Origin of the sequence: Geothermobacter ehrlichii, assembly GCF_008124615.1 — a bacterium.
GTDB lineage: Bacteria > Desulfobacterota > Desulfuromonadia > Desulfuromonadales > Geothermobacteraceae > Geothermobacter > Geothermobacter ehrlichii.
This window is the reverse complement of record NZ_VNIB01000002.1, coordinates 135,982-161,048: the sequence shown is the minus strand read 5'-3', so window position 1 is coordinate 161,048 and position 25,067 is coordinate 135,982. Positions and strand designations below refer to the sequence as shown.

Below are 25,067 nucleotides of genomic sequence, written 5' to 3'. Positions count from 1 at the left end.
TTCCGTTTTCGCACCGGGTGAAGCCTTTGCCGCCCGGTCGCCGCCAGACCCCGGACGTCTTCAGCCCTGCAGCAGCCGACCGAGACTGCCGGCGAGCACCATCAGCGGATGCAGGTTGTCCGGCAGCGACTCGCCCAGGCGCTTGCGCTGGCCGCGATAGACCTGCAGCAGGGTCCGGCGCGGCGACAGGTAGCGGTCGATATCGCCGCCCGCCTCGGTGAAGACCCGCGCCGCCAGCTCGGTGCCCAGGGTGACAAACTCCGCCCGCAGCGTTTCGCGGGCCAGGCGGTCCCAGCGATCCCTGACCGCCATCCGGTCGAGCATCGACAGCAGCGAATCGAGATCGAGCCGGCGATAGAGCTCCAGATAGACGGGCAGGACGTCGGCGACCTGGCGACCGACGCCGCGGGCCAGCACGACCGCCGGCAAAAAGTGGTCGACACGAAGCAGCCGGGCGAAGGCGGCCGCCACCTCGTCGGGCAGGCCCGCGAAAAGGTCCGTTTCCGCCTGCGGGGTGTCCGCGACCTGCTGCAGGTAGCTGTCGAATTCCTTTTTCAGCTCCCTGACCTGCTTCTTCCGGTACGGCAGGTCGAACCCCGAAACGAGCGCCCGCTGGCAGAAGCGGGCCAGAGCATCCTCGATCAGCCGCAGCAGCCGGTGCTGCTGCTCCGCCGGCATCCGGTTGTCCTGCTGGTAGACGTGCAGGCGCAGGGAGGAGGCGTCGAACAGCCGGTCGGCGAAGAGGTAGGCGCCGGCCACCGCCGTGAGGGACGAGCCCGTCGCCCGCGCCAGACGGTCGCAGAAGGCGCAACCGGCCTGGTCGATGATCCGGTTGGTCATGACCGTGGCGACGATCTCCCGCGCCAGGGGATGCCCCGCCAGTTTGCGGCCGAACCGCTTGCGCACCTGCTGCGGAAAATAGCTCGCCAGATCCTCGAAGGCGAGGTCGGTCTGCACCAGGTCGCTCTCCAGCAGGTTCTGGTAGAGCTGCATCTTGGCGTAGGCGAGCAGCTTGGAGAGCTCGGGGCGGACAAAGGACCGCGAAGCCCTGGCATGCACAACCTTGGCCGAGGGGAGGTTCTCCCCTTCCCTGTCCAGCAATCCGACATCGACCAGCCGGTCGCACAGATCGAGGAAGGGGCCGACATCCTCGCGGCAGCGTTCGAGATCGAGGCTGAGGCAGAGGCTCTGGGTATAGTTGTTGTGCAGAACCAGCCGGCAGACCTCGTCGGTCACCTCCTCCAGCAGGCGGTCGCGATCCTCGAGATCCTCCACCTCGCCACTGGTCATCAGGTGATGGAGGAAGATCTTCAGGTTGACCTCGTGGTCCGAGCAGTCGACGCCGCCGCTGTTGTCGATGGCGTCGGTGTTCAGCCGACCACCGTGCAGGGCGTACTCAATGCGCGCGAACTGGGTCATGCCGAGGTTGCCGCCCTCGCCAACCACCCGGGCGCGCAACTCGGTGGCGTCGATGCGTACCGGATCGTTGGCCCGGTCGCCGGCGTCGACATGCTTTTCGAAACTCGCCTTGACGTAGGTGCCGATGCCGCCGTTCCAGATCAGATCGACATCGGCGGCCAGCAGCAGCCGGATCAGGCCGTTGGGATCGATCGACTCGTGCCGCACGCCCAGCCACTCGCGGACCTGCGGCGACAGGGGGATGTCCTTGGCGTCGCGGCGAAAGACCCCGCCGCCGGGGGAAATCAGCTTCGGATCGTAGTCCTCCCAGGTCGAGCGCGGCATGTCGAACAGCCGCTTGCGCTCCTGCCAGCTCGTCTCGGGGTCCGGATCGGGGTCGAGAAAGATGTGCATGTGGTTGAAGGCGGCCAGCAGTTTTATCTTGCGGGACAGGAGCATGCCGTTGCCGAAGACGTCGCCGCTCATGTCGCCGATGCCAACCACGGTGACCGACTCGGACTGCACATCGACGCCCAGCTCGCGGAAGTGCCGCTTGACGCTCTCCCAGGCACCGCGGGCGGTGATGCCGAGCTTCTTGTGATCGTAGCCCTTGGAACCGCCGCTGGCGAAGGCGTCACCGAGCCAGAAACCGTATTCGGCGCTGATGGCGTTGGCGGTGTCCGGCAGGTGGGCCGTTCCCTTGTCGGCGGCGACCACCAGGTAGGGATCGTCGCCGTCGTAGGCGACAATCCCCTCCGGCCGCCGGATCTGCCCGTCGACCCGATTGTCGCTCAGATCGAGCAGACCGCGCATCAGGGTCTGGTAGGCTCGTTTCGAAAGCTCCATCCCCTCTTCCCGGGTCGAAAAGGGCGTCTTGACGATGAAGCCGCCCTTCGAGCCGACCGGCACGATGAGGGCGTTCTTGGTCATCTGGGTCTTCATCAGGTCGAGAATTTCGGTGCGGAAATCATCCGGCCGGTCCGACCAGCGGATGCCGCCGCGCGCGACCTTGCCGCCGCGCAGGTGGATTCCCTCCATGCGGGCGTTGTGCACGTAGGTTTCGTACAGGGGGCGCGGCGCCGGCATGTCGATGATGCCCAGGGCGCTGAGCTTGAAGGCGATGAAGTAGTCTTCGGCGTCGCGGCGCACGAAGAAGTTGGTCCTGATGGTCGAGTCGATCAGGTTGAACAGCACGCGCAGGATTTCGTCCTCGTTCGGATCCCGCACCCCCTGCAGCGCCTCGACCAGCTCCAGGCGCAGGGGCGAGAGCACCTGCTCCTCGCGTTCGGCCGGATCCTCCCATTGCGGATCAGGACGGAACCGGGCCTCGAAGTAGCGGTAGAGCAGCTGCGCAACCCTCGGGTTGCTGATCAGGGCGAACGCCACCCGGCGCTTGGTGTAGCGGGACCCGAGCTGAAAGTAGTAGTTGCGGTAGGCGCGAAAGACGTCGATCTCCCTCCAGTCGAGCCCGGTCAGAACCAGAAGCCGGTTGAGATAGTCGTTTTCCGCCTCGCCGGCGCGCAGGGCGTCGAGCGCAGCGACCAGCTTGTGCCGCAGCGGCGACAGTGGCAGACTCCCTTCGCCGCCCCGGATGGCGAAGCTCTTGAGAAAGACCTCGGCGCCGTCAATGACAAAGCGGAAATCGACCTCGTCGATCACGTTGAGGCCGAGGTTTTCGAGAAAGGGCATCAGCTCGTTGAGAAAGCTCTGCCGTCGGCTGTAGAACTGCAGCCGGTAGATCTCCTCCCGGCCGCTGACCGGCCCCCAGATCTCGAAGGTGTCCCGGCCGTTCTCCAGCAGGCGCTCCATGGCCCGGATGTCGCGCACCGCGAACCGGGGATGGAAGAGATGCTTGTATTCCGGAGTGAAACTCTCCCGGTAGCGTCGCCAGAGGGATTCGGCCTTTTCCGCCGTCTCGTTCCGCTCGAGAATCCGGCGCAGCGTCAGCTCCCAGGGCCGGCAGATGCGGGTCAGCCCCCGTTCCAGCTTTTCCTCGTCGAAACGGATATCGAAGGCCCCGGTCTGCACCCCGACATGCAGGCTCAGGTAGGATTTCGACAGGTGGATGATGCGGCTTTCAATCTGCTCGGTGCGGAAAAAGCGCCGCAAAAACGCGTCGAGTCGGGGACTGGTCATCGGCCCGTAAAAGACACGCGGCATGATCACCAGCAGCGTCAGGCCGCGCACGGCGAGGCTGTGCGCCGGCACCACCCGGACGCTCTCGTGCCGGTAGAGCTGGGTGAAGGAATGGACCAGCCGCGTCAGCTCATCGTCGGAAATGAAGAAGAGTTCGACCTTGGGAAAGGAGTTGAAGATCTCGACGATCTTGCGATGGTCGTGACTGCCGCGCGGAATGCAGAGCCGGTCGAGGGCCGCCTCGAGCCGCTCCTTCAGGGTGGCGACATTCAGCGCCGGATCGTCCTCGACCTCCGGGGCGAACAGGCCGAGGAAGGCGTGTTCCAGCTCCATCCCGTCCCGGTGCTCGCGGAAGCCGATATAGACCAGCTTCTCGTCGCGATACAGGGGACTGGACCGTTCGCTCTCCTCGACCACCTCCAGCGTCTGCCGCAGCAGCCGGGTGCGAAACCGGTCGGGCAGGTCGGCCAGCCTGCGCTTCTCGCCGACATCGAACTGGACGACTTTCCAGGGGAGGCCGCAGCTTCGCTCGGGAGTTTCCCGCAGCGACCGATCCTCGCTGTCGCCGGTCAGCTCGAGCTGCTTGTAGGAGAGCGGCAGAAAGGCCCCGGCGCCGAGCCAGTTCCAGAAAGCGCCGTTGCTGCCCGCACATTCCGCCACCTCGACCAGCCGCTGCCGCAACCGGTCCCGGTCGCCGTCGACAAGCAGGACCAGTTCGAGATGCCGCCGGACCGCATCAACGACCTCGGTCTGGCGCGCCTCGGACACGTCCTCCAGCTCGAGGACGATAAAGGATTCGAGCTCGCCCCGGTCGGCCCGCCCCAGGGCGGTCAGCACTCCCTTCTGCCGCTGGATGCTCATGATGGGATGGCAGACCACCTGGTAGCGGACTCCCAGGCGGGTCAGGCAGAGCTGAACGGTATGCAGCAGAAAGGGAACGTCCCGGCAGTTGGTGAGCAGAAATCCGCGCCGTTCGGAGCGGTGCGGATGAAAGGCGACGGCGACGGCGTCCTGTCGCTGGCGCAGAAAGTTGTAGAAGCAGTCGACCCAGTGAGCCAGCCGGTCGGTGGTGGGAGAGACGAAAAAACTCAGTGGGGTGTGATCACGCAGAATCTCCGCCATCTTCCTGATCTGGTCGGCGTTTTCGCGATTCCGCTGGGTCAACAGCAGCAGGGCGGTCGCGATCTTCTCCTCGATCTTTTCCTTGGCCAGACGATTTCCGTGATGGTCGACGATGGTCTTCATGGCGCCTCCGGGTCCTGGGCCGTCTCGGCCGGCATTCCGGGTCAGTCGGCCCGGTTGTCCATGATCTCGATATCGGCCTGTGCCCGCAGCTCTTCAACCCACTGCTTCAGCCTGCCGGCACCTGCCTGCTGTCTGATGAAACTGACGATCTGCGGCCGCGCCTCCTCCCGCGTCAGGGGACGGTCCTCCTCGCGGTCGAGCACTCGGATCAGGTGGAAGCCGAACTGGGTCTCCACCGGTTCGCTGATGGCGCCGACCGCCAGGGAAAATGCGGCATCCTCGAACGGCTTCACCATGTCGCCGCGGCGGAAATACCCCAGGTCGCCGCCGCCTGGGGCGCTGGGGCAGTCCGAGTGCTTGCGGGCCAAATCGGCGAAATTGTCGGCGGTCGCCTCGTCGCGCAACCGGCGGATGCGTTCGAGGGCCTGCTCCCGGTTGTCGCCACCCGCCCTGACCAGCAGATGGCTGGCCCGCACCCGGCCCCGCCGCACCAGACGATCGGCATGTTGCCGGTAGAAGTCCTCGATCTCCTCATCGGACGGGTCGTCCAGGTCGGCGAGGTATTTTTCCGACATCTGGTTGACGGTGACATCCTGCCGCAGCATTCGCTGGTAGTCGGCGGCGCTGAGACCCGCCTTGGCCAGAGTGGCGTGAAACTCCTCCTCGCTGGGGAAGTTGTCGACGATCTTGCGCAGTTCTTCGGCGATGGCGGCCTCGTCGGCAACGAAGCCCTCGGCCAGGGCCTGCTGAAAGATCAGTTCGCGGGCGATCAGCTTCTCCATGGCGAAGCTCTCCGCCTCGCGCAACTGATCGGCGTCGAGCTGGTCGAGGGTCTTGCGGTGTTCCTGCATGGCGTATCCCTGCATGGCGTTCTCGAGGTCGAAACGACTGATCGGTGTTCCGTTGACCCGCGCGACGCACTGCTGTTTCTTATCCATGTTGCCGGTTCTCCTTGTTTGCGAAATCCGCACGTAATGCCGGATGCCGGGCCCGGATGTCCGCCCCGAACGGGCGGTAGACGTTCCCCCGGTCCGGCGCTGGTTCAGGGGGCCTCCTGCCGGGCAAGGGCCCGCGTCAGGTTGGCAAAGTCTTCGAGGGAGAGAGTCTCTCCCCGTCGGGTCGGTTCGATGCCGGCCAGCTCGAAGGCGCGGTCAAGGTCGGCAGCGACAAACCCGGCCGACTGCAGGGTGTTGCGCAACGTCTTGCGCCGCTGGCGAAAAGCGCCCCGCACCAGGCGATCGAACAGCTCAGGCCGGACGACATCGACCCGGGGGCCGCCAAGCGGCTTGAACAGCAGGACCACCGAATCGACCCGGGGGGCCGGGCGGAAGGCCTGCGGCGGCACGTTGCACACCCGGCTGATGTCGAACCAGAGCTGGGCGAACACCGAAAGGATACCGTAATCGCGGCTCCCCGGCGACGCCAGCAGCCGGTCTCCCACCTCTTTCTGAAACATGAGCACCAGCCGCTTGAACAGCCGGCGATGCTCGATGATCCGGAAAAGGATCTGCGACGAGATGTTGTAGGGCAGGTTGGCCACCATCTTGACCGGTTCCCGGCCGAGGATATCGGACCAGTCGAGCCTCAATGCGTCGCCGGACACAACGCGCAGTCCGGGATGCCGGCGCTGCTGCCAGTAGGCGACCAGGTCACGGTCGAGCTCCATTACCACGACCTCGCCGGCCAGCTGCAGCAGACCATCGGTCAGGGCGCCGGTGCCGGGGCCGATTTCGAGCACCCGGTCGCTCTCAGCAAGCTCGGCGGCCTGCAGAATGCGGGCGACAATGTTCTGATCGCGCAGAAAATTCTGCCCGAAGCGTTTTCGGGCGCGGTGGCGGGGCTGATTCATGTCTTTCTTTTCGGTCGCGGCCAGCGGCTGATGTGAATCCTGCGCGCCAGCGGCGCCAGCTGCAGGCAGAAGTAGTAGGCGAGAATCCAGCCGATCATTGCCCAGACCAGGCTGCCGAGACAGAGCGGGACAAGGACATCCCAGCCGAGACGACTCAAGGCCTCGAAGGTGAACTCGGCCGGCAGGCGGGCGTGTTCCATCTGCAGCATGGTGCGGCCGGTTTCGTATTCGAGGGCGTAGATGAACGGCGCCGTCACCGGATTGGTGATCCAGACTCCGAGAATGGCCGCCACCTTGCTTTCACGCAGGATCCAGGCGGCCAGGGCACCGAGCAGCATCTGGAAACCGAAGGTCGGGGTCAGGCCGATGGCGATGCCGAGGGCGATGCCGCGGCTCACCTCGTGCGGCGTTCCCTTGAGCCGAACGAAGCGGATAAAGAGAAGCTTGAGCAGCCTGACGAAACCCCAACGCCGATACATGCTCCCGGTCAGCCTTTCACCCTTACCTGCTCCAACGGCCAGACGGGCAGAGCATTGCAGTCGAGTCCCGAAGCATGTCCGTTGTCGAGGTAGTAATCTCCGGCCACGCCAAGCATGGCCGCATTGTCGCCGCACAGGCGCGGCGACGGAAAAACAACCTGCAGTTCCCGCTCGCCGGCAAGGTCGGCGAAGCGGCGGCGCAGGCCGCTGTTGCAGGCCACGCCGCCGGCCACCACGATCCTGTCGATGCCCTCCTGCTCGGCGGCAAGCAGCGTCTTGCGCACCAGCACCTCGACCACCGCAGCCTGAAAGCTGGCGGCGATGTCGCGCACGGCCTTTTGGTCCAGTTCGTCGCGGCCACGCACGTGATTCATCACCGCGGTCTTGATGCCGCTGAAAGAGAATTGCAGGTTCTTCCGCTTCAGCATCGGCCGTGGAAAGTCGATGGCGTCCGGATTCCCTTCGGCGGCGAGCCGGTCGATGACGGCGCCGCCCGGGTAACCGAGACCGAGCAGCTTCGCCACCTTGTCGAAGGCCTCGCCGGCGGCATCGTCGAGAGTCTGCCCCAACAGCCGGTAGCGGCCGATGCCGTCGACGCGATAGAGGTGAGTGTGGCCGCCGGAAACGGCCAGGGCGACAAAGGGAAAGGCGAGTTCCGTCTCGAGCAGGTGAGCCAGAATGTGCCCTTCGATGTGGTGGACACCGACAACGGGGATGCCGCGGGCCCAGGCCAGGGCCTTGCCGGCACAGAGACCGACCAGCAGAGCGCCCACCAGACCGGGGCCACGGGTGACCGCCACCCCTTCGACATCCGCGATCCCGACGCCGGCCTCGTCGAGCGCCTGCTCGATGACCGGCGTAATCGCCTCGAGATGATGACGCGACGCCAGCTCGGGCACCACGCCGCCATAGAGAGCATGGACATCGACCTGCGAGGCGACAACGCTCGACAGAATCTGCCGGCCGTCGCGCACCACCGCCGCCGCCGTCTCGTCACAGGAACTTTCAACGCAGAGCAACAACATAGTAAAAAAGCATTCAGGGGACAGGAATCAGGAGTCAGAATCCGAGAAAAACAAGAACCAGCCTCCCGGGGACAGCCTCTCCCGGCTTTTGGCTTCTGAAGCCTGACTCCTCCATCACTACAACAGATTCGCCGCCAGCTCGGCCAGACAGGATCGTTCCCCCTTCTTCAGGGTGATGTGCCCGGCGATATTCTGTCCCTTGAACTTTTCGACCGCGTAGGTCAGGCCGTTGCTCGAGGAATCGACATAGGGATTGTCGATCTGGTAGGGATCGCCGGTCAGGACGATCTTGGTTCCTTCCCCCGCCCGGGTGATGATGGTCTTGATCTCGTGCGGCGTCAGGTTCTGCGCTTCGTCGACAATCAGGAACTGGTGTGGAATGGAGCGACCGCGGATGTAGGTCAGGGCCTCGATCTCCATCAGGCCCATGTCGACCAGTTCGCGGTATCCCCGCTTGCGCTTCCCCTGCTCGTCGACCGAACCGAGCAGCAGCTCGACATTGTCGAAGATCGGCTGCATCCAGGGGGCGAGCTTCTCTTCGACATCGCCGGGGAGAAAACCGAGATCCCGTCCCAGGGGGAAAATCGGGCGGGAAACCAACAGCCGGCTGTAGTTGTTTTCGTCGGCGGTCATGTAGAGGCCGGCGGCCAGGGCGAGCAGGGTCTTGCCGGTGCCGGCCATGCCAATCAGGGTGACAAGCTGGATGTCGTCGTTGAGCAGCAGATCGAAGGCGAACTGCTGTTCCCGGTTGCGCGGATGGATGCCCCAGAGGCCTTCCTTGGGTATGGGAATCAGCGGCAGCACCCTGTTGAGCGGCGCCTGAAAACGCCCGATGGCGGTATGGGACGGATTACTCTCGTCGACCAGGGTCAGACACTGATTGGGAAAGAAATCCCCCTCCAGATCGAGATGGCCTTCGCTGTAGAAGCGGTCGACCTCCTCCTTGCTCACCTGGACCACGGTCGCACCGGGATAGAGTTCGTCGATGTCGACCTTGTCCGACTCGTAATCCTCGGCCCGCAGGCCGAGGGCATCGGCCTTGATGCGCAGGTTGGTGTCCTTGGTGACGAAAATGACCGGGTGCTGCCGCTCGTCGCGCAGCTTCAGGGCCACCGCCAGAATGCGGTTGTCGCCCCGCTCGTTGCGCAGCTCCGGCGGCAGACGCCGCAGGACATCCTCGGTGTAGAGATGGACCGAAAGCATGCCGCCCGACTCGAGCGGCACGCCCTGGGTCAGGCTGTACTTGAGGCGCAGGCTGTCGAGCAGCCGCGAAACCTGCCGAGCGTTGCGGCCGGTTTCACTCAGGCTCTTCTTGAAGCCGTCGATCTCCTCGATGACCGTAATCGGAATGGCGACATCGTTGTCCTGGAACTTGAAGATGGCCTGAGGATCATGCAGCAGCACGTTGGTGTCGAGTATGAAGATTTTTTTCATCAGGCGGTTTCACCCTCTCAGCGGTCGTAATCGACGACTTCGATCCCTTCCGCGGTGGCAAGCAGTTTGAGATGGACAGGATAGTTCTTGCCGGGGATGTTGCGCTTGGTGGCGATCACCACCTCGCCGTCCCGGTTCAGGGCGTTGAGGATCATCTCCGGCGATTCCTCGATAATGTAGTAGTTGTAGATCCGGGTGGCCATCAGCTCCTGCCGGGTCACCGGTTTGTCCGGCGGCAAAGAGCAGGCGACCAGCAGAGCCGCCGCCAGAAAGGCCAGAAAGATTGTCCGCATCGTTCGCATGGTCCGACTCCTCGTTTTACGAATAATCACCGGATGCGCGCCAGGGCCCTGACGGCCTCCAGCGCCTGCCCGATTTCGTCCTGCGTGGTCAGGGGGCCGGGACTCAGCCTGACCGTCCCCTCGGGATAGCTGCCAATGGTGCGATGGGCGTCCGGCGCGCAGTGCAGGCCGGCCCGGCAGCAGATGGCGAATTCGCGGTCGAGCCGGAAGGCGAATTCGGCCGGATCGCGGCCCTCGACCACGAAGGAGACGACGCTCCCTCTCTTCTCTTCGGGGCCAGGCCCGAAGACCTTTACCCCGCCGATACCGGCGAGCCCTTCGAGCAGCTGCCCGGTCAGGGCCGACAGACGGGCCTCGACCAGTTGCGGTCCGGCCGTCTCCAGATAACGGATGCCGGCGGCGAGACCGGCCAGCCCCGGCACGTTGCGGGTGCCGGCCTCGAACCGTTCCGGCATCTGCTCAGGCATCTGCTTGGCCGTCGAATTGATGCCGGTGCCGCCGTAAATCAGCGGCTGCAGCTCGATGCCCGGCCGCAGGTAGAGGAAGCCGGTACCAGCCGGCCCGAGCAGCCCCTTGTGGCCGGGCGCCGCGAGCATGTCGACGCCGAGCCTTCCGATATCGAGTGGAAAGTGCCCGGCGCTCTGCGCCGCGTCGACCAGAACCGGGATCCGGTACCGATTGCAGATATCGACGATCTCTTCCAGCGGCTGCAGGGTGCCGGTGACATTGGAGCAGTGGCACAGCACCATCAGCCTGGCTCCGACGCCGGCTTCCCGGCGCAGGGCGTCGAGAGAGAGCCGGCCATCGGCATCACAGGGAAGACGGACAACCTGAACCCCGCGATCGGCCAGAGCGTTCAGCGGACGGCTGACCGCGTTGTGCTCCATGCGGGTGGTCAGCACCCGATCGCCCGGGCGCAGCCAGCCGAACAGGGCCAGGTTGATCGCCTCGGTGGCGCTGGACAGCAGCGCAATCCGTTCCGAGTCGGCCACTCCGAAAAAACGCGCCACGGTCTCGCGGGCCTCGAACAGCACCCGCCCCGCCTCGAGGGAAAAGCCGTGACCGCCGCGTCCGGGATTGCCGCCGGCGTTTTTCAGCGTCCAGCCGACGGCCTCGCATACCGCGTCCGGTTTTGGAAATGATGTCGCCGCGTTATCGAGATAGATCGCCATTTGCCGCTATCATACTGGATTGGAATGCATTTGCCACCGGAAAAATTCGCCCCGACCACTGTACCGCGGCTGGCGCATGAGTGGATAGGCGCTCCGTTTCACCGACGCGGCCGGTCGCAGAGCAGGTCGCGGCCGGCGGCGTCTTTCGGCAGCGTCAGGGCCAAACCGCGGCAACCGCCGTGGCAGCGGTCGCAAATGGCGCAGGCGCGGCAGTCCGCGGGCAGCTCACCGATGGCGGCGAGGACCTCGCTGCGCGCCGCCGCCTGCCAGAGGTCGTGCAGGGAGTGATCGAGCAGGCTGCCGAGATCGCGGGGCCAGGAGATGCAGGGATGGAGATGCCCCGCCGCATCGAGATGGGCCAGGCTGTTGCCCGCCTGGCAGCCGACGTAGTGGTCACGCTCGCGTCCGGGGCAGAGGATCTCCCAGAGAAAAAGGTCGTGCACCACCAGCTCGCCGGTGAAACCGGCGGCCGTGCGCCGTTCGAATTCGCGGCGAAAGGATGCAAGATCGCGGGCGTCGGGCACCAGCGGCGCCAGCGCCTCCGCATCGTCTACCAGCGGCACATTGGGCAGCACCAGGCGGCCAATGCCTTCCCGCCCGGCCAGTTCGAGCACCTCCGGAAGCCGGGGCAGCAGCGGCCGCAGGGGGACAAGGGCAAGGTGCGGCTGTCCAGGTTTTGTCGCCCGACGCCGGATCAGGCGGCCGACAGTCGACGTTTCGGCCCCTGCGAGCAGCGCCGCCGTCAGATCAAACTGCCAGGCGACGCCGACGGGCGTCTTTGGAAGCTCATCATCGCGGATGTCGGCCTGCACGGTGACCTGGACGCCGGCTTCGAGCAGGATCGCCAGCAGGTCCGCCAGCCGGGGAAAACGGGCGAAATCCCCCCGCAGAGTGACAAAAAACAGGCCGGCATCGGCCAGCCGCCCGGCCAGTCGCAGCAGGGCCGGCTCGTCGAGCCGGCCGCGGCGCATGGTCCAGGTCAGGCGCAGGGGAGCGTCGAGCAGATCGATGGCCATGACTACTTCCAGCAGTGGGGGTCAGGCTGCGAAAAATCGCCGGTCACGGCAAAGGCGCGGGCGGTGCAGCCGCCGAGGCAGTCCTCGTAGGCCGAACAGCCGGCGCATTTGCCCTTGGCCTGCTTGTTGCGCATCTTTTGCAGAACGGGGGAGTTGTACCAGATGTCGTCGAAGTCCTGTTTCAGGATGTTCCCCACCACCAGCGGGATGAAACCGCAGGGGGTGATGTCGCCGTTCGGCCGCAAATGCAGCGACAGCTTGCCGCAGCTACTCCCCTTGACCAGGGGATCGGCGTCATAGCCGGGCAGCGAGGCGATCACCGGATCGTCAAAGGAGATGACCAGATCGTCGGTTTCGTTCTTGACCGCGAGCGCCTCCAGGTAGAAGGCCTTCCACTCTTCGGGCGTCAGGTCGAGTTCTTCACGGTTCTTGAATCCCCGGCCGCTGCACTTGAAATTGTGCAGGTAAACGGTGTGAACGCCGTGCTCGCGCGCCAGCTGCAGCAGGTCGCGAAAGTTCCGGTAATTGATGCGCGAGATGACCGAACTCATGGTGGTGCGCAGTCCGGCGGCGCGCAGATTGTCGAGGGCGGCCACCGCCCGCAGCCAGGAGCCGGGCATGCAGCGGAAATCATCGTGCAGGGCGGCCTCGGCGCTGTCGATGCTGATGCCGACGCTTTTGAAGCCGCTCGCCTTCAGCCGCTCGGCCGCCTGCCGGTCGACCAGCCAGCCGTTGGAGTTCATCGAGACATTGAGCCCCTTTTCCGCGGCATGAACGGCGACGGTGAACAGGTCGTCGCGGATCAACGGCTCGCCGCCGCCGAAATTGATGAACGGCACCTTTTTGTCGGCCAGGATGTCGACGATGGCAAGCAGATCCCCGGTCGGCAGCTCTTCAGCCTGCTCTTCCCGGCTGTAGCAGTGGCTGCAGCTGAAGTTGCAGCGATACGACAGGGTCCAGTTGAAGGTCAGAGGAGCGCTCAGCAGGCCCCGGTTGGCATCATTCATAATGAATCCAGCCCCTTTGGTTGAGATCGGCCAGAAAGGCCTCGACATCGGCCGCCAGCTCGTCGCGTCCGACATTGTATTCGGCCGCCAGCTCGTCGACGATCGCCTCGACGCTGCGTTCGCCGTCACAGCGCCGCCAGATCTCGCCGCCCAGCAGGTTGAGCTGGTGCATGGTTCCGTCGACGACCAGGATCACCGTACCGCGATCCGAAATATCCTCGCCGCGTTCCATGGCGGCGAGCAGTTCCTGTTCGCGCCTGGCTTCATGACGCCAGACGATATCTTCTCTGCGTATCGGACGTTTCATGCTTTGCATCCCATCCCGCCGGTCAGGCTTCGGCCCGCCGGCCCGAAAGCGTATTGAAGGAAACGAAAGCCAGCCCCGCCAGCACGGCCACCTTGCCGTAGAGGGGCACGCCGGCGGCGGTGGCGGCCAGCCCCCAGGCCTGGACCACGGCACTGCCGAGCAGCATGCCGATCACCACCAGCCCGGCGTCGGCATCCCCCTCGCCGGCCTTGATCAGCTGGCGGAAGGGACAGCCGCCGATCAGCACCGACAGCCAGCCGACCAGGTACATGCCGAGCAGGCTCCAGAAAAACTCGAGATGCGCCCCCGGCTGACCATAGAGACCGGGATGAAAGTTGCCGGTGGCCAGATTGGCCGCCGTCGCGGTCAGCACAAAGACGACCAGTCCCCAGAGCAGCGGATTTCTGCGTCCCATGAGAAAGGTGTCGCGCAGGCTGCCGGTGACACAGAACCGGCTGCGCTGGGCCAGCACCCCGAGCAGCAGTCCGGCGCCGAGGGAAATGAGCAGCGGTGCATGTTCGGCGCCGCTGCCGCGGGTCGAAAAGTGCAGAAAGGCGGGGCGGACAAAGAGGGCCGCCAGCCCCAGCAAAAAGAACAGCGGAATCCACACTCCCGCCGCCCCGCCCTGTTTTTCGGCACGGGCGAAGCCTACGCCGGCGGCCAGCCCCTTCAGTCCGGTCCAGACCCCGGCCAGCAGTCCGGCCAGACCGCTCAGGGCGGTCAGGTCACCGGCGGTCAGGCGCAGAAAGAGCTTGATCGGGCAGCCGATGAAAACGGCGCAGCCGACCATCAGGAAGACGCCCGAAAGAAGCCGCAGCATGGGAGCGCTGCCCCCGCGAGAGCGGAATTCGCGCCCGGCCAGGGCACTGGCCAGGGCGCCGAGCACAAAACCGATCAGTTCCGGACGCAGGTACTGCATGCGCTCGTTTCCGTGCAGGCCGAGAGCGCCGGCGCTGTTCTCGAGAAAACAGGAGATGCAGATGCCCGAGTTCTGCGGATTGCCCAGCACCGCCAGGGCGACGCCGCAGAGCCCCAGCAGGACGCTGGCCAGCAGAATCAGCCAGAACTGTCGATCGAACACGGGCATGGCCTATTCGCAGCCTCCGGCAAGTCGGCTCTGGAGATAGCGCAGATCGCTCAGCGCCCGACGCGCCGACGGGCTCTTCCCCTGCCCGACCGCCCGCTGCCTGACCGGCTGCAGTTCGGTTTCGAGCAGGGCTGCGATCTCCTGCCGCGCCGACAGCGGCGCCTGAGCATCGACGAAGTCGGGATTCTTCCTGACCGCCTCGGCATAGGCGGCGGCCGCCTGCTCGACAGCGCCGAGACGGTGCAGAATGCGCCCGCGCAGAAGCAGGCCGTAGCCCTCGCCGGGATAACGGCGGGCGATCTCGGCGAGTTTCAGCAGCGCCTGCTGGTCGCGCCCCTGGGTCATCAGCTCTTCGACCGGGGCATAGACGTCGCGCAGAAAGGCGATGCGCGCCCGGTAGGCCAGGTCCTGCTCGAGCTGCCGGCTCGTTCCGGTGACAACAGCGGAAGATCCGCTGCCGGAAAATCCGAGCACCAGCGCGCCGCCCAGGGCGAGGGCCAGCATCAGCAGGTGAAACAGGTCAAAACGGTCGCTGAGTTTCATGCCCGGCTCAGAATTTCTGGTAGGGCGGCATGTTGGCCCGACGGGCCATCTGCCGCAGGATGTCGTAATCGCTGTCGGCGAGGGCGTCGTAACCGTCGATCCAGGCAGCCTTGAGCACCTTCACCTCCTCGCCGTCGATCGATACGGTGGTCTGAGGCGTCAGCTCGAGCAGCGCCTGACGAAAACGCTCGGCCAGGCCGGGATCGACATCGGGGGACGCACCGAAGGTGCAGTAGGGAAAGATCTCGCTCTGGGCGATGACGTTGAAATCGTCGGCGCTGATGCGGCCGTCGCGGATCATCAGCTCGAGGTCGAGCGCGGGCGCGGCGGCAACGTCCCAGGCACCGAAATAGACGCCATAAATGACCTTTTCGTGCTTGTAGGAGCCGTGCGGAATGCCGTAGAGGGCGAGATCCTCCTCGGGGTCGAGGCCAGCCTGCAGCATCAGGTCGTACTGGGCCAGGTAGCCGGACGGTGCCAGCTGGGGCCCGAAGAGCATGCGTTTGCCCTTCAGGTCGGCCAGGGTGCGGACGCCGCTGCCCCGGCGGGCGATGATGGTCCCGGCCGTACGCGGCCCGAACTGCCCCCGTTTTTCCGTCGCCATCAGCTTCACGCCGTGATCCTCGTGCAGCACCAGGTAGATCAGGGAATTGGTGTGGGTGAAGGCGAACTTCTCCCTGACGAAGCGCTCCTCGAAATCCTGGGTGTCGACCGGCACCAGTTCGAACCGCACCCCGAGCTTCTGCTCGAGGTAGCGGGTCAGCGGCGTGAAGCGCTGGCGGGTTTCCGTCTCGCTGTTGCAGTTCATGTAGCCGATCTTGTAGACCGGCCCGTCGACCGCACTCTGCCGGCAGCCGGCAATGGAGACGAGCAGAACGGAGAGGAACAGAAGAAAATGACGACAACGCATGCGGGCAGTCCTTTTACTCGCTCACGGTTGAATGCCGGCCTGTTGCGGCTTCGATTGCGGGCGGAGCCGTCAACGGCGGCGCGAAGATGACGGCCCCGACATCGTCGCGCTCCCGGCGGTCGCGGATCAGCTCCGCAATCCGCGCCGGATCCGCCGTCCCCCACCAGTTGCTCCCCAGCCGGGCATCCTGCCGGCCGTCGTTGACGAAGGCATATTCGAGATTGCCGGACAGATCGTTGCCGGACAGTTCGCCGCGCGCGTCGATCCAGCGCACACCGGCCCGGCCATTGCGGATGATCCGGTTCTTCTTGACCATCACGATCGCATTTTCAAAAAGGGTGCCATGCTCGAGGTTGTCGCTGACAAGGTTGCCGGTCAGTTCCGCCTCTCCGCCCTGGACATAGATGCCGCTGCGGTTGCCGCGGATCAGGTTGCCGCGGGCGGTCAGGGTCGAATCGCGCAGGTTGACACCGTTGACCCGGTTGTTTTCGATCCGGCAGCCGACCATCTCCAGGGTGCTGTAGACGCAGCGCACCGCCCAGTTGCCGCCGGTCACGACGCACGAGCGGAGAACGACCGTCGAATCGCGAAACTGCAGGCCGTTGAAATTGTCCTCGATGCGGCAATCGAGAAGATTGACGGTCGAGTCCTGAAACATCAGCCCCCGCAGGTTGCGGCGGAACAGGGAGTGATCGATCCGCGCCCGGCCGAAATGGGAATGGAAACCCATGGCGCCGTACTCGACCACACAGTGCCGAAAAAGATTCTCCGCGTCGCTGCCCATCATGTTGACCGCCCCCCAGGCGCCGGGAAAGAGGTTGTCTCCGGCCGCGGTAAAGCGAATGGGGCGTTCGGCGCTGCCCAGGGCGACAATCCTGCCCTGCACGAACATTTCGTGCTCGCCGATGCCGTCGCCGTTGGAATCGTAAAAGGTGAAGCGAACGGTGGTTCCCGGGCGGATTTCCAGCCTCACCTCGGGGGCGACCGTCAGGATTCCGTCGATCAGCACCTCACCCTGCCAGACGGTATCCTGCCAGAGGGTCTGTTCACCGCGGTAGACGGTCTCGGCCCGGACCGACGGGACAAAAAGCAAAAGAAAGAGCAGAGCCGGGAGCCATTTCACGGCCGCCTCCGCAAGCGGAGAAAGTCGCGACCGTTGTCCCCAAATCTGATGAACGCAGGCCGCTCGGCGGCGGCAACACCGACCCGGGCCCTCTCGACGGCGACATCCTCGCCGGCGATCCGGCAGGATGAGCCGATATGGATTCCCTCCTCGTCCTGGCCATCGAACCGGACCTGGCGCAACTGCACCGCCCCCGGCCCGGGGCAGAAAAGACCGATCTCGCCGCCGCGCAACAGGCTGTCGGCAAGCTCGAGATGCCCTTCGGCCTGCACGGCAATGCCGTAGCGGCAATCGGCGAATTCCACCGCCCGCAGCCTGCCCTCGCCCTCCAGCAGCCATAGACCGTAATCGGCCGCCTGAAGCCGGACATGGCTCAGCTCGGCCCGGCCGCCATCGACGACAATGATCCCGGCCCAGAGCGGGTCGCCCGGCGCGACATCGAGCTGCGGCCGCAGGGTGGCGAAGCGGACCGGCTCTTCCTCGCTGCCGGCGATGCGCAGCCGCCCCTGGACCAGGATCTCGGTGCGCGGCGAAAGAAAATCGGGTTCGATCTTGGTCGAGCCGGCGGGCATGATCCAGAGGGTGGTTCCCGGCTCAATGACCAGTTCGGCGCCAGGAGCAATCCGCACATCGTCGGCAACCACCACTTCCCCCGACAGATGCAGCTGTCCGCCAATTACACCGGCCAGACGCGGCAGCGGTTCGGGTCGATAGAAACGGGGCGCTTCAGGAGCGCAGCCGGCCAGAACCAGAACAAATCCGAAAAGAAAGAGTATCAGCATCCGCATCAGAGCCAGTCCTGTTGCCGGAGGAATTCACGCGCCACCGCCATGGGCGCCTCCCCCTGCGCGATTCGGGCGACCAGCCGGTCGAACTGCGCCACCGTCAGTTGCCGACAGAGGCGATCGAGCGCCCGGGGGATCAGGCTGAACTGCAGATCCTCCAGCGGGCGGGAACCGCTCAGCAGAAAGGGCAGGCCGGCCTTGCGAAAGAGAATGCGACCGGCGGCCGGCTCGTTTCCGTCGACGATTTCCAGATCGGCCCGGCTGGCGGCGATCAGAGCGCCCGGATCCGCCTCCCCGCGCGCGACCAGAACCGAATCGGTGCCCGTCTTCTCCTTGATGTAGATGGAAACCAGGGCATAGAAGGCCTGCTGGCGGTACGAATCGCCGGTGGCGATATAGAGCTTGGGGCCGAAACAGCCGAAAGCGCTGACCGGCAGCAGAACGAAAAGGAGCAACAGCGTGGTTCGGGACATGATTCATCCGTCCGGCGGCAGGTATCGGTTCACCAGAATGACAAGAGAATCAAGCAAGGGGCATACCAGCGGCAGAAAGGAAGTCTGACAGACGAAAATCAGCGGGACTCACCGTCATCGGATTCATCGGATTCGCCGGCATCGTCCTCACCGGTGTCGTCATCGAGGCCCTTGCCGAGCAGGTTGTACTTCTCCAGCTTGTAGCGCAGGGTGGTGCGCTTGATGCCGAGCACTTCGGCGGCCCGGGTCTGGGAACGCCCTTCCCGGTTCAGCGTCTGGATGATGAGCTGTCGCTCGAGGTCCTCCAGAATCTCGGTCAGGCTGCCGCCCGATTCGGGCAGCGACAGGCAGATCTGGTCCCGGCTCTGGATGCCCTGGGGAAAGTCGCGCGGCGTCAGCACCTCCCCCTTGGCCAGCACCACCGCCCGCTCGATGACATTTTCCAGTTCGCGCACATTGCCGGGCCAGTCGTGGGCGACCAGACAGGCCAGCGCCTTGGGAGAGATCTGCTCGATCTTCTTGCCCGTCTCCCGGGTGTACTTTTCGAGAAAATGAGCGGCCAGCGGCTCGATGTCCTCGCGCCGTTCGCGAAGCGGCGGCAGCTCGATGTTGACCACGTTCAGCCGGTAAAAGAGATCCTCGCGAAAACGCCCGGCCTTGACCTCCTCCTCAAGGTTCTTGTTGGTGGCGGCGACGATGCGCACGTCGACCTTGATGGTGCGGTTGCCGCCGACCCGCTCGAACTCGTGCTCCTGAATCACTCGCAGCAACTTGACCTGGGCCGCCAGGCTCATCTCGCCGACCTCGTCGATGAACAGCGTCCCCTGATCGGCGAGCTCGAACCGTCCCTTCTTCTGGTGCAGGGCGCCGGTGAAGGCCCCCCGCTCATGGCCAAACAGCTCGCTCTCCAGCACGCTCTCCGACAAGGCGGCGCAGTTGAGCACGATGAACGGTTTTTCCTTGCGCGGCGAGTTGAAGTGGATGGAACGGGCAATCAGCTCCTTGCCGGTGCCCGATTCGCCGGTAATCAGGACGTTGGCGTTGGAATTGGCCACCGAGCCGGCGACATCGAAGACCTGCTGCATCGCCTTCGAACTGCCGACGATGCCGGAAAAGCTGTAGCGCCCCTCCAGTTCCTGGTGCAGGTAGCGGTTCTCGGCGATCAGCCGTTCCCGCTCGAAGGCCTTGGCCACCGTCAGACGGATCTCGTCCGCCTCGAAGGGCTTGGTGATATAGTCGAAGGCGCCGGAACGCAGGGCCTGCACGGCGTTCTCCACCGTGCCGTAGGCGGTGATGACGATAATGGGCAGCCGCGGATCGTAGTCCTTCAGCTCGTTGAGCAGTGTCAGGCCGTCCATCCCCGGCATCTTCAGGTCGGTGATGACCAGATCGTACTCCTCCAGCGCCACCGCCTGCAGCGCCTCCTGGCCGTTGGCCGCGGCGAAGGTTTCGTAGCCTTCCTTGACCAGAATGCGGCTCAACAGCCGCCGCATCCCCTCTTCATCATCGACGATGAGGATCTTTTCTCCTGCCATCGGATATCCGCGCTTTCTTCGATTCGCCCCTCAGGGCATGTGATAGACCTTGTTCTTCCCCTCGCGCTTGGCAACGTACATCAGATCGTCCACCGCCTTCAAGAGGCCGTCGAAGGTTTCGCCGTCGCGCGGGAAGACGGCAACCCCGACGCTTATCGTCACTCCCCGGTCGGTGATGCCGGCCAGGCAATCGGCCGATTCGCGCTCGATGCACCGGCGGCAGCGCTCGGCCGCTGCCAGGGCCGACTGCAGGTCGGTTTCCGGCAGCAGGGCGATGAACTCCTCGCCGCCGTAGCGAAAGAGCTGGTCGCAGTCGCGCAGGGTTTCCCGCAGGATCTCGGCCACCGCCGCCAGCACCCTGTCGCCCACGGGATGTCCGTAGCGGTCGTTGAAGGCCTTGAAATCGTCGATATCGAACATGATCAGGCCCAGCTCTTTGCCATAGCGCCGGGCGCGTCCCAGTTCGTCGGCGAACAGTTTCTTGAAATGGCGATGGTTGTAGACCCCGGTCAGTCCGTCGGTACAGGCCAGCTCCAGCGTGCGAGCGTGCAGCCTGGCATTGTCGATGCTCATGGAAGCGAATGAACCGAGGATCGACAGCATCTTCAGGCTGGTGGCATCGAACCGGCGGGGAACGAAATCGTCGACGTAGAGAATGCCGATCAGCTTCTCCTGAATCTTGAGGGGCACCGCAATCAGCGACCGTATCCCTTCTGCCAGCGCGAGGGGATTGCGAAAGAAAACGGCCTTTTCGGTGTCCTCGACGACAAAGAGGTCGCCCTTGTCGAGGATGGTCGCAGTCAGTCCGCCCGGCGTCACCCTCCAGCGCCGCCGGGCGGTGAAGGCATCGCTGAGGCCGTGGGCGACGCGCAGTTCAAGTCGGCCGGTCCGCTCGTCGTACAGGGCGATGCTGCCCGCCGGCATCTCCATGATCGCCATGGCGCTGCCGAGGATGTTGTCGAGCACCTCGTCCAGTTCGAGAGAGGATACCACCACCTGGGCGACACTGAGAATGTTCTTCAGCCCGCGCAGCTCCTCTTCGAGTTGGCCCGGTTTTCGTGTCGCGTCACTCATACCCTTGCCTGGCCGTCAGGCTGCCGAAAAGAAATTTGATAAAATTAAATGTTTTCTTCTAGCACGGCGACTGCCCCCTGTAAAGCGTCCGGCCGGCAAAAGATTTTTCCGTCGCCCGTATACCGATCCCGACCGAAAGGCTAAATTGCTGAGTTTTTTGGTTTTATTTTTACAAGATCCGGGAAACCGGCGTGTCGACCGGCAAAAACCGGCTGCAAAGAGACCTTGACAGCCACAACATATTGTGGTTTAAACGCGGCATTTCCACACGATATAAGACTTTTTCACCAAATTCCGACAATACGGACGACGGGTTGACATCCCGCCATTCTCATTTTCAATTCCAGTTACAAAGAGGGAAAACCAATGTCCAAGAAAGAGACCGCCCTGCAGTTGTCAGCAAACGCCATCACCGTCCTCGAGCGCCGCTACCTGAAGCGCAACGAGGAAGGCAAGGTCCTCGAGACGCCGGCCGAGATGTTCGCCCGGGTCGCCCGCACCATCGCCTCGGCCGAAACGAAGCTGAACACCGGCGTCGACGCCAAACAGCTGGAGAAGGAATTCTACCGGATGATGACCAGCCTCGAGTTCATGCCCAACTCGCCGACGCTGATGAACGCCGGTCGCGAGCTGGGCCAGCTCTCGGCCTGTTTCGTGCTCCCGGTAGGCGACTCGATGGAGGAGATCTTCGAGGCGATCAAGAACACCGCCCTGATTCACAAGAGCGGCGGCGGCACCGGCTTCTCCTTTTCGCGCATCCGGCCGGCCAACGACGTGGTCAGCTCCACCCGCGGCATCAGCTCCGGTCCGATCTCCTTCATGAAGGTGTTCGACGCCGCCACCGAAACCATCAAGCAGGGCGGCACCCGGCGTGGTGCCAACATGGGCATTCTGCGGGTCGACCATCCCGACATCATGGATTTCATCATGGCCAAGCGCGACCAGACCGTGCTGACCAATTTCAACATTTCCGTCGGCCTGACCGAAGCCTTCATGGAGGCGGTCGAAAAGGACGGTGAATACGATATCGTCAACCCCCGCACCGGCAAACCGGTCGGCAAGCTGCCGGCCCGCAAGATCTTCGACCACATTGTCGACATGGCCTGGCACAACGGCGAACCGGGCATCATCTTCCTCGACCGTCTCAACCGCGACAACCCGACGCCGCACGTCGGCGAAATCGAGGCGACCAACCCCTGCGGCGAGCAGCCTCTGCTCCCCTACGAGTCGTGCAACCTCGGTTCGATCAACCTCGCCCGCTTCGCGCACGAAGACGACGTCGACTGGCCACGGCTGCGGGAAACCGTGCGCCTGGCCACCCGCTTCCTCGACAACGTCATCGAGGTCAACAACTACCCGATCCCCGAAATCGACCAGATGACACGCGCCAACCGCAAGATCGGTCTCGGCATCATGGGCTGGGCCGACATGCTGATCAGGCTCGGCATCCCCTACAACTCGCAGGAGGCCATCGAGCTGGGCGAGAAGCTGATGAAATTCATCAACGACGAAGCCCACCAGATGTCGGTCGAACTGGCCGAGGAGCGGGGCCCCTTCCCCAACTTCAAGGGCTCCATCTACGACGTCAAGGGTGGCAGACCGATCCGCAACGCCACCTGCACCACCATCGCCCCGACCGGTACCATCTCGATCATCAGCAGCACCTCGTCCGGGGTCGAGCCGCTGTTCGCGGTCAGCTTCGTCCGCCAGGTGCTCGATGACGACAAGCTGGTGGAGGTGCATCCCCTGTTCGAGCAGATCGCCCGCGAGCGCGGCTTCTATTCGAAGGAGCTGATGGAGAAGATCGCCGAACACGGCACGGTGCAGGACATTCCCGAAATTCCCGAAGACGTGCGTCGGGTCTTCGTCACCGCCCACGACATCACCCCCGAAGACCATATTCGCATGCAGGCGGCCTTTCAGAAGTACACCGACAACGCCGTCTCCAAGACGGTCAATTTCCGCAACGAGGCCAGCCGCGAGGACGTGGCCACCGTCTACCGCCTGGCCTACCAGCTAGGCTGCAAAGGGGTGACCATCTATCGCGACGGTTCCCGTGACCTGCAGGTTCTTTCGGTCAAGAAAGCGGATGAAAAGGCCGCCGACATCCCCATTGAGACCGAGAAGAAATCCCGCAAGCGTGAGCGACCGCGGGCCCTGCGGGGCACCACCTACCAGATGGAAACCGGTTGCGGTCCCCTCTATGTCACCATCAACGAGGACAGCAAGGGGGTTTTCGAGCTCTTCACCACCATGGGCAAGGCCGGCGGCTGCGCCGCCAGCCAGTGCGAGGCAATCGGCCGTCTGGTCTCCCTGGCCTGGCGCTCCGGGGTTCAGGCGCGTCAGGCGGTCAAGCAGCTGATCGGCATCACCTGCCACAAGCCGGCGGGATTCGGCGCCAACCGCATCACCTCCTGCGCCGATGCCGTCGCCAAGGCGATCGAGCTGCACATGCTGCCCGAAGGTGACGCCCCGACCCAGTTCGTCGGCAACGGCGGCGCCTGCCCCGACTGCGGCGGCCCGGTGGAGCACGAGGGCGGCTGCTGCGTCTGCCACGCCTGCGGCTACTCGGAGTGCGCCTGACCCGGAATGCGACAAAAAAATGTGCCTGCTGTGTTTTTCTCCTTGCCTTTCCGGCCGGCCGTTGCTAGACTGGCCACAGTTGAAAAATGTTTGTGCGACAGGCACAGCCGACTGATTCATAGGGTAAACAGAAAAAAGCCGCATGGCCGATTTCTCAGGCCATGCGGCTTTTCTTTTCGGCGACACCTCGAGCACAGCCCAGCAAAACTTCCCGCAGGGAAGGCACAAGGAGCAACAAAATGGCAGAAGGTACAGTCAAGTGGTTCAACGACGCGAAAGGGTTTGGCTTCATCGAGCAGGACAACGGTCCTGACGTTTTCGCGCACTTCTCGGAAATTCATGCTGAAGGCTTCAAGTCCCTCTCCGAAGGCGACCGCGTCTCCTTCGAGGTGACCCAAGGCCAGAAAGGCCCCCAGGCCACCCGTATCGTCAAGCTCTGAACCGCTTGATGAGTCGAAACAAAAACGCCGCGGCTTTGCCGCGGCGTTTTTTTGTGCCCATTGCCACTCTGGCCGAACGACGTCGCCTGCGCTAAGATAGTCGGGTTGGAACCCTTTCCTTCCCTGTCAGGAGGACGTCATGCCCACCGTTTTTGCCTTCGATGTCTACGGCACCCTCATCGACACCGCCGGCGTCGTCGCGCTGCTCGAGCGCATGCTGCCCGCCAGGGCCCGGGCCTTTTCCGACCTCTGGCGCAGCAAGCAGCTCGAATATTCCTTTCGCCGCGGCCTGATGCAGAACTACCGCGACTTCTCGGTCTGCACTGCCCAGGCACTCGATTACACCTGCGCCGCCCTCGGAGTCGAGCTGTCGTCGGTGCAAAAGGCGGAACTGCTGGCCGCCTACCGACGGTTGCCGGCCTTTGCCGATGTCGAGAAGGCACTCGAACTGTTGCGGCAAAAAAGCTGTCGGCTGTTCGCTTTTTCCAACGGCAAACCGGACGATCTCGAGTCGCTGCTGCAACAGGCCGGCATCAGGGAGTATTTCGAGGAGATCGTCAGCTGCGACGAGATCAGGAGCTTCAAGCCCAATCCGGCGGTCTACGCCCATTTTCTGCGCCGGGCCGGCGCCGCCGGCGATACGGCCTGGATGGTCTCCGGCAATCCGTTCGATGTTCTGGGCGCACTGTCGGCCGGCATGCGGGCGGCGTGGATCAGGCGCAATCCGGACGCGGTCTTCGATCCCTGGGAGCTGAGCCCCACCGCCACCCTGTCGAGTCTCGAAGGCCTGGTCGACCTCGCCGTCGACTGACAGCGCGGCGCCCGAAGGTTTCGACATCCCAACCGACGATCCATCCATCGGAGGCCGACCATGGATGAACAACAGATCATCGACGGACTGAAACCGGTCTGTCTGTGCAAAAACATCAAGAAACGGGTCTTTCTCCGCCACATCGCCGAGGGCAAACGCACCCTGGAAGAGCTGCGCGCCGCCACCGGCGCCGGTTCGGGCCCCTGCGGCGGCAAACGCTGTACGCCGAAAATCCTGACCATACTGGAAGAGACCGGCCCATGAGCTACCGCATCGTCCTGCCTGCTCCGACCTTCGCCGGTCAGCTTGTGCTGCTTGTTCCCGGCTGCCTGC

General features: G+C 64.2%; 23 protein-coding genes. 4 read left to right on the top strand and 19 right to left on the bottom strand.

From position 1 onward, the window contains the following. Positions 1-60 precede the first annotated feature (60 nt). The 19 genes from EDC39_RS03425 to EDC39_RS03340 all read right to left on the bottom strand — a co-directional run bounded on the left by EDC39_RS03425 (position 61) and on the right by EDC39_RS03340 (position 20,900). Positions 61-4,779, bottom strand: coding sequence for an NAD-glutamate dehydrogenase domain-containing protein (locus EDC39_RS03425; protein ID WP_148894914.1), 4,719 nt, complete (start codon positions 4,777-4,779; stop codon positions 61-63). Positions 4,780-4,820: 41 nt separating this feature from the next. Continuing rightward, positions 4,821-5,717 carry a peptidylprolyl isomerase gene (locus EDC39_RS03420; protein ID WP_148894912.1) on the bottom strand — a complete coding sequence of 299 codons (897 nt, stop codon included), beginning with the start codon at positions 5,715-5,717 and terminating at the stop codon, positions 4,821-4,823. Positions 5,718-5,821: 104 nt separating this feature from the next. Next, complete coding sequence (rsmA, locus tag EDC39_RS03415; RefSeq protein ID WP_148894910.1) at positions 5,822-6,628, bottom strand: 16S rRNA (adenine(1518)-N(6)/adenine(1519)-N(6))-dimethyltransferase RsmA; 807 nt, start codon at positions 6,626-6,628, stop codon at positions 5,822-5,824. Then, positions 6,625-7,107, bottom strand: a complete 483-nt coding sequence (locus EDC39_RS03410; RefSeq protein WP_148894908.1) for a DUF2062 domain-containing protein — start codon at positions 7,105-7,107, stop codon at positions 6,625-6,627. The genes rsmA and EDC39_RS03410 overlap by 4 nt, the downstream gene beginning before the upstream one ends. A gap of 8 nt (positions 7,108-7,115) precedes the next feature. Next, the gene (tsaD, locus tag EDC39_RS03405) at positions 7,116-8,132 is read right to left on the bottom strand and encodes a tRNA (adenosine(37)-N6)-threonylcarbamoyltransferase complex transferase subunit TsaD (protein WP_148894906.1); all 1,017 of its coding nucleotides are present in this window, start codon (positions 8,130-8,132) and stop codon (positions 7,116-7,118) included. 117 nt (positions 8,133-8,249) lie between these two features. Beyond that, a complete protein-coding gene (locus EDC39_RS03400) occupies positions 8,250-9,566 on the bottom strand; it encodes a PhoH family protein (RefSeq protein ID WP_148894903.1) in 1,317 nt (438 codons plus the stop codon). Positions 9,567-9,583: 17 nt separating this feature from the next. Beyond that, the gene (locus EDC39_RS03395; protein WP_187426624.1) at positions 9,584-9,868 is read right to left on the bottom strand and encodes a hypothetical protein; all 285 of its coding nucleotides are present in this window, start codon (positions 9,866-9,868) and stop codon (positions 9,584-9,586) included. 26 nt (positions 9,869-9,894) lie between these two features. Then, positions 9,895-11,040, bottom strand: coding sequence for an aminotransferase class V-fold PLP-dependent enzyme (locus EDC39_RS03390; RefSeq protein ID WP_148894901.1), 1,146 nt, complete (start codon positions 11,038-11,040; stop codon positions 9,895-9,897). A 98-nt stretch (positions 11,041-11,138) separates the two neighbouring features. After that, entirely contained in the window at positions 11,139-12,056 is a 918-nt protein-coding gene (locus EDC39_RS03385) for an SPASM domain-containing protein (protein ID WP_148894900.1), read from the bottom strand. A 2-nt stretch (positions 12,057-12,058) separates the two neighbouring features. Next, on the bottom strand, positions 12,059-13,063 hold the full coding sequence (locus tag EDC39_RS03380; protein WP_148894898.1) for a GeoRSP system radical SAM/SPASM protein: 1,005 nt from the start codon (positions 13,061-13,063) through the stop codon (positions 12,059-12,061). Further along, on the bottom strand, positions 13,056-13,370 hold the full coding sequence (locus EDC39_RS03375) for a GeoRSP system PqqD family peptide chaperone (RefSeq protein WP_187426623.1): 315 nt from the start codon (positions 13,368-13,370) through the stop codon (positions 13,056-13,058). Before EDC39_RS03375 ends, EDC39_RS03380 begins: the two co-directional genes overlap by 8 nt. Before the next feature lie 22 nt (positions 13,371-13,392). After that, on the bottom strand, positions 13,393-14,457 hold the full coding sequence (gene yedE / locus EDC39_RS03370) for a YedE family putative selenium transporter (RefSeq protein WP_148894894.1): 1,065 nt from the start codon (positions 14,455-14,457) through the stop codon (positions 13,393-13,395). A 3-nt stretch (positions 14,458-14,460) separates the two neighbouring features. Further along, positions 14,461-15,000, bottom strand: coding sequence for a hypothetical protein (locus EDC39_RS03365; RefSeq protein WP_148894892.1), 540 nt, complete (start codon positions 14,998-15,000; stop codon positions 14,461-14,463). 7 nt (positions 15,001-15,007) lie between these two features. Beyond that, a complete protein-coding gene (locus tag EDC39_RS03360) occupies positions 15,008-15,910 on the bottom strand; it encodes a phosphate/phosphite/phosphonate ABC transporter substrate-binding protein (protein WP_148894890.1) in 903 nt (300 codons plus the stop codon). A 13-nt stretch (positions 15,911-15,923) separates the two neighbouring features. Further along, positions 15,924-17,033, bottom strand: coding sequence for a right-handed parallel beta-helix repeat-containing protein (locus EDC39_RS03355; RefSeq protein ID WP_187426622.1), 1,110 nt, complete (start codon positions 17,031-17,033; stop codon positions 15,924-15,926). After that, positions 17,030-17,821, bottom strand: a complete 792-nt coding sequence (locus tag EDC39_RS15260) for a hypothetical protein (RefSeq protein ID WP_187426621.1) — start codon at positions 17,819-17,821, stop codon at positions 17,030-17,032. The genes EDC39_RS03355 and EDC39_RS15260 overlap by 4 nt, the downstream gene beginning before the upstream one ends. Further along, the gene (locus tag EDC39_RS03350; protein ID WP_148894886.1) at positions 17,821-18,291 is read right to left on the bottom strand and encodes a hypothetical protein; all 471 of its coding nucleotides are present in this window, start codon (positions 18,289-18,291) and stop codon (positions 17,821-17,823) included. The genes EDC39_RS15260 and EDC39_RS03350 overlap by 1 nt, the downstream gene beginning before the upstream one ends. Positions 18,292-18,389: 98 nt before the next feature. Then, entirely contained in the window at positions 18,390-19,826 is a 1,437-nt protein-coding gene (locus tag EDC39_RS03345) for a sigma-54-dependent transcriptional regulator (RefSeq protein ID WP_148894884.1), read from the bottom strand. 30 nt (positions 19,827-19,856) lie between these two features. Further along, positions 19,857-20,900 (bottom strand): GGDEF domain-containing protein, encoded by a 1,044-nt coding sequence (locus EDC39_RS03340; RefSeq protein ID WP_148894882.1) that lies wholly within the window; start codon positions 20,898-20,900, stop codon positions 19,857-19,859. A 366-nt stretch (positions 20,901-21,266) separates the two neighbouring features. On the opposite strand from EDC39_RS03340, the gene EDC39_RS03335 reads away from it, so the two are divergent. The 4 genes from EDC39_RS03335 to EDC39_RS03320 all read left to right on the top strand — a co-directional run bounded on the left by EDC39_RS03335 (position 21,267) and on the right by EDC39_RS03320 (position 24,998). Then, positions 21,267-23,483 carry a vitamin B12-dependent ribonucleotide reductase gene (locus tag EDC39_RS03335; RefSeq protein ID WP_148894880.1) on the top strand — a complete coding sequence of 739 codons (2,217 nt, stop codon included), beginning with the start codon at positions 21,267-21,269 and terminating at the stop codon, positions 23,481-23,483. Positions 23,484-23,722: 239 nt separating this feature from the next. Continuing rightward, the gene (locus EDC39_RS03330; protein WP_148894878.1) at positions 23,723-23,923 is read left to right on the top strand and encodes a cold-shock protein; all 201 of its coding nucleotides are present in this window, start codon (positions 23,723-23,725) and stop codon (positions 23,921-23,923) included. A gap of 139 nt (positions 23,924-24,062) precedes the next feature. Further along, complete coding sequence (locus EDC39_RS03325) at positions 24,063-24,734, top strand: haloacid dehalogenase type II (protein WP_148894876.1); 672 nt, start codon at positions 24,063-24,065, stop codon at positions 24,732-24,734. Positions 24,735-24,794: 60 nt separating this feature from the next. Continuing rightward, on the top strand, positions 24,795-24,998 hold the full coding sequence (locus EDC39_RS03320) for a (2Fe-2S)-binding protein (RefSeq protein ID WP_148894874.1): 204 nt from the start codon (positions 24,795-24,797) through the stop codon (positions 24,996-24,998). Positions 24,999-25,067: the final 69 nt, after the last annotated feature.

Bases quoted from the DNA above. Each gene is read 5' to 3' on its own strand.
- EDC39_RS03365 (WP_148894892.1), bottom strand. From the start codon at position 15,000: ATGAAACTCAGCGACCGTTTTGACCTGTTTCACCTGCTGATGCTGGCC.
- EDC39_RS03360 (WP_148894890.1), bottom strand. From the start codon at position 15,910: ATGCGTTGTCGTCATTTTCTTCTGTTCCTCTCCGTTCTGCTCGTCTCC.
- EDC39_RS03420 (WP_148894912.1), bottom strand. From the start codon at position 5,717: ATGGATAAGAAACAGCAGTGCGTCGCGCGGGTCAACGGAACACCGATC.
- EDC39_RS03410 (WP_148894908.1), bottom strand. From the start codon at position 7,107: ATGTATCGGCGTTGGGGTTTCGTCAGGCTGCTCAAGCTTCTCTTTATC.
- EDC39_RS03320 (WP_148894874.1), top strand. From the start codon at position 24,795: ATGGATGAACAACAGATCATCGACGGACTGAAACCGGTCTGTCTGTGC.
- EDC39_RS03395 (WP_187426624.1), bottom strand. From the start codon at position 9,868: ATGCGAACGATGCGGACAATCTTTCTGGCCTTTCTGGCGGCGGCTCTG.
- EDC39_RS03345 (WP_148894884.1), bottom strand. From the start codon at position 19,826: ATGGCAGGAGAAAAGATCCTCATCGTCGATGATGAAGAGGGGATGCGG.
- EDC39_RS03390 (WP_148894901.1), bottom strand. From the start codon at position 11,040: ATGGCGATCTATCTCGATAACGCGGCGACATCATTTCCAAAACCGGAC.
- EDC39_RS03375 (WP_187426623.1), bottom strand. From the start codon at position 13,370: ATGAAACGTCCGATACGCAGAGAAGATATCGTCTGGCGTCATGAAGCC.
- EDC39_RS03340 (WP_148894882.1), bottom strand. From the start codon at position 20,900: ATGAGTGACGCGACACGAAAACCGGGCCAACTCGAAGAGGAGCTGCGC.
- rsmA (WP_148894910.1), bottom strand. From the start codon at position 6,628: ATGAATCAGCCCCGCCACCGCGCCCGAAAACGCTTCGGGCAGAATTTT.
- EDC39_RS03400 (WP_148894903.1), bottom strand. From the start codon at position 9,566: ATGAAAAAAATCTTCATACTCGACACCAACGTGCTGCTGCATGATCCT.
- EDC39_RS15260 (WP_187426621.1), bottom strand. From the start codon at position 17,821: ATGCGGATGCTGATACTCTTTCTTTTCGGATTTGTTCTGGTTCTGGCC.
- EDC39_RS03335 (WP_148894880.1), top strand. From the start codon at position 21,267: ATGTCCAAGAAAGAGACCGCCCTGCAGTTGTCAGCAAACGCCATCACC.
- EDC39_RS03385 (WP_148894900.1), bottom strand. From the start codon at position 12,056: ATGGCCATCGATCTGCTCGACGCTCCCCTGCGCCTGACCTGGACCATG.
- EDC39_RS03350 (WP_148894886.1), bottom strand. From the start codon at position 18,291: ATGTCCCGAACCACGCTGTTGCTCCTTTTCGTTCTGCTGCCGGTCAGC.
- EDC39_RS03425 (WP_148894914.1), bottom strand. From the start codon at position 4,779: ATGAAGACCATCGTCGACCATCACGGAAATCGTCTGGCCAAGGAAAAG.
- EDC39_RS03380 (WP_148894898.1), bottom strand. From the start codon at position 13,063: ATGAATGATGCCAACCGGGGCCTGCTGAGCGCTCCTCTGACCTTCAAC.
- tsaD (WP_148894906.1), bottom strand. From the start codon at position 8,132: ATGTTGTTGCTCTGCGTTGAAAGTTCCTGTGACGAGACGGCGGCGGCG.
- EDC39_RS03325 (WP_148894876.1), top strand. From the start codon at position 24,063: ATGCCCACCGTTTTTGCCTTCGATGTCTACGGCACCCTCATCGACACC.
- EDC39_RS03330 (WP_148894878.1), top strand. From the start codon at position 23,723: ATGGCAGAAGGTACAGTCAAGTGGTTCAACGACGCGAAAGGGTTTGGC.
- yedE (WP_148894894.1), bottom strand. From the start codon at position 14,457: ATGCCCGTGTTCGATCGACAGTTCTGGCTGATTCTGCTGGCCAGCGTC.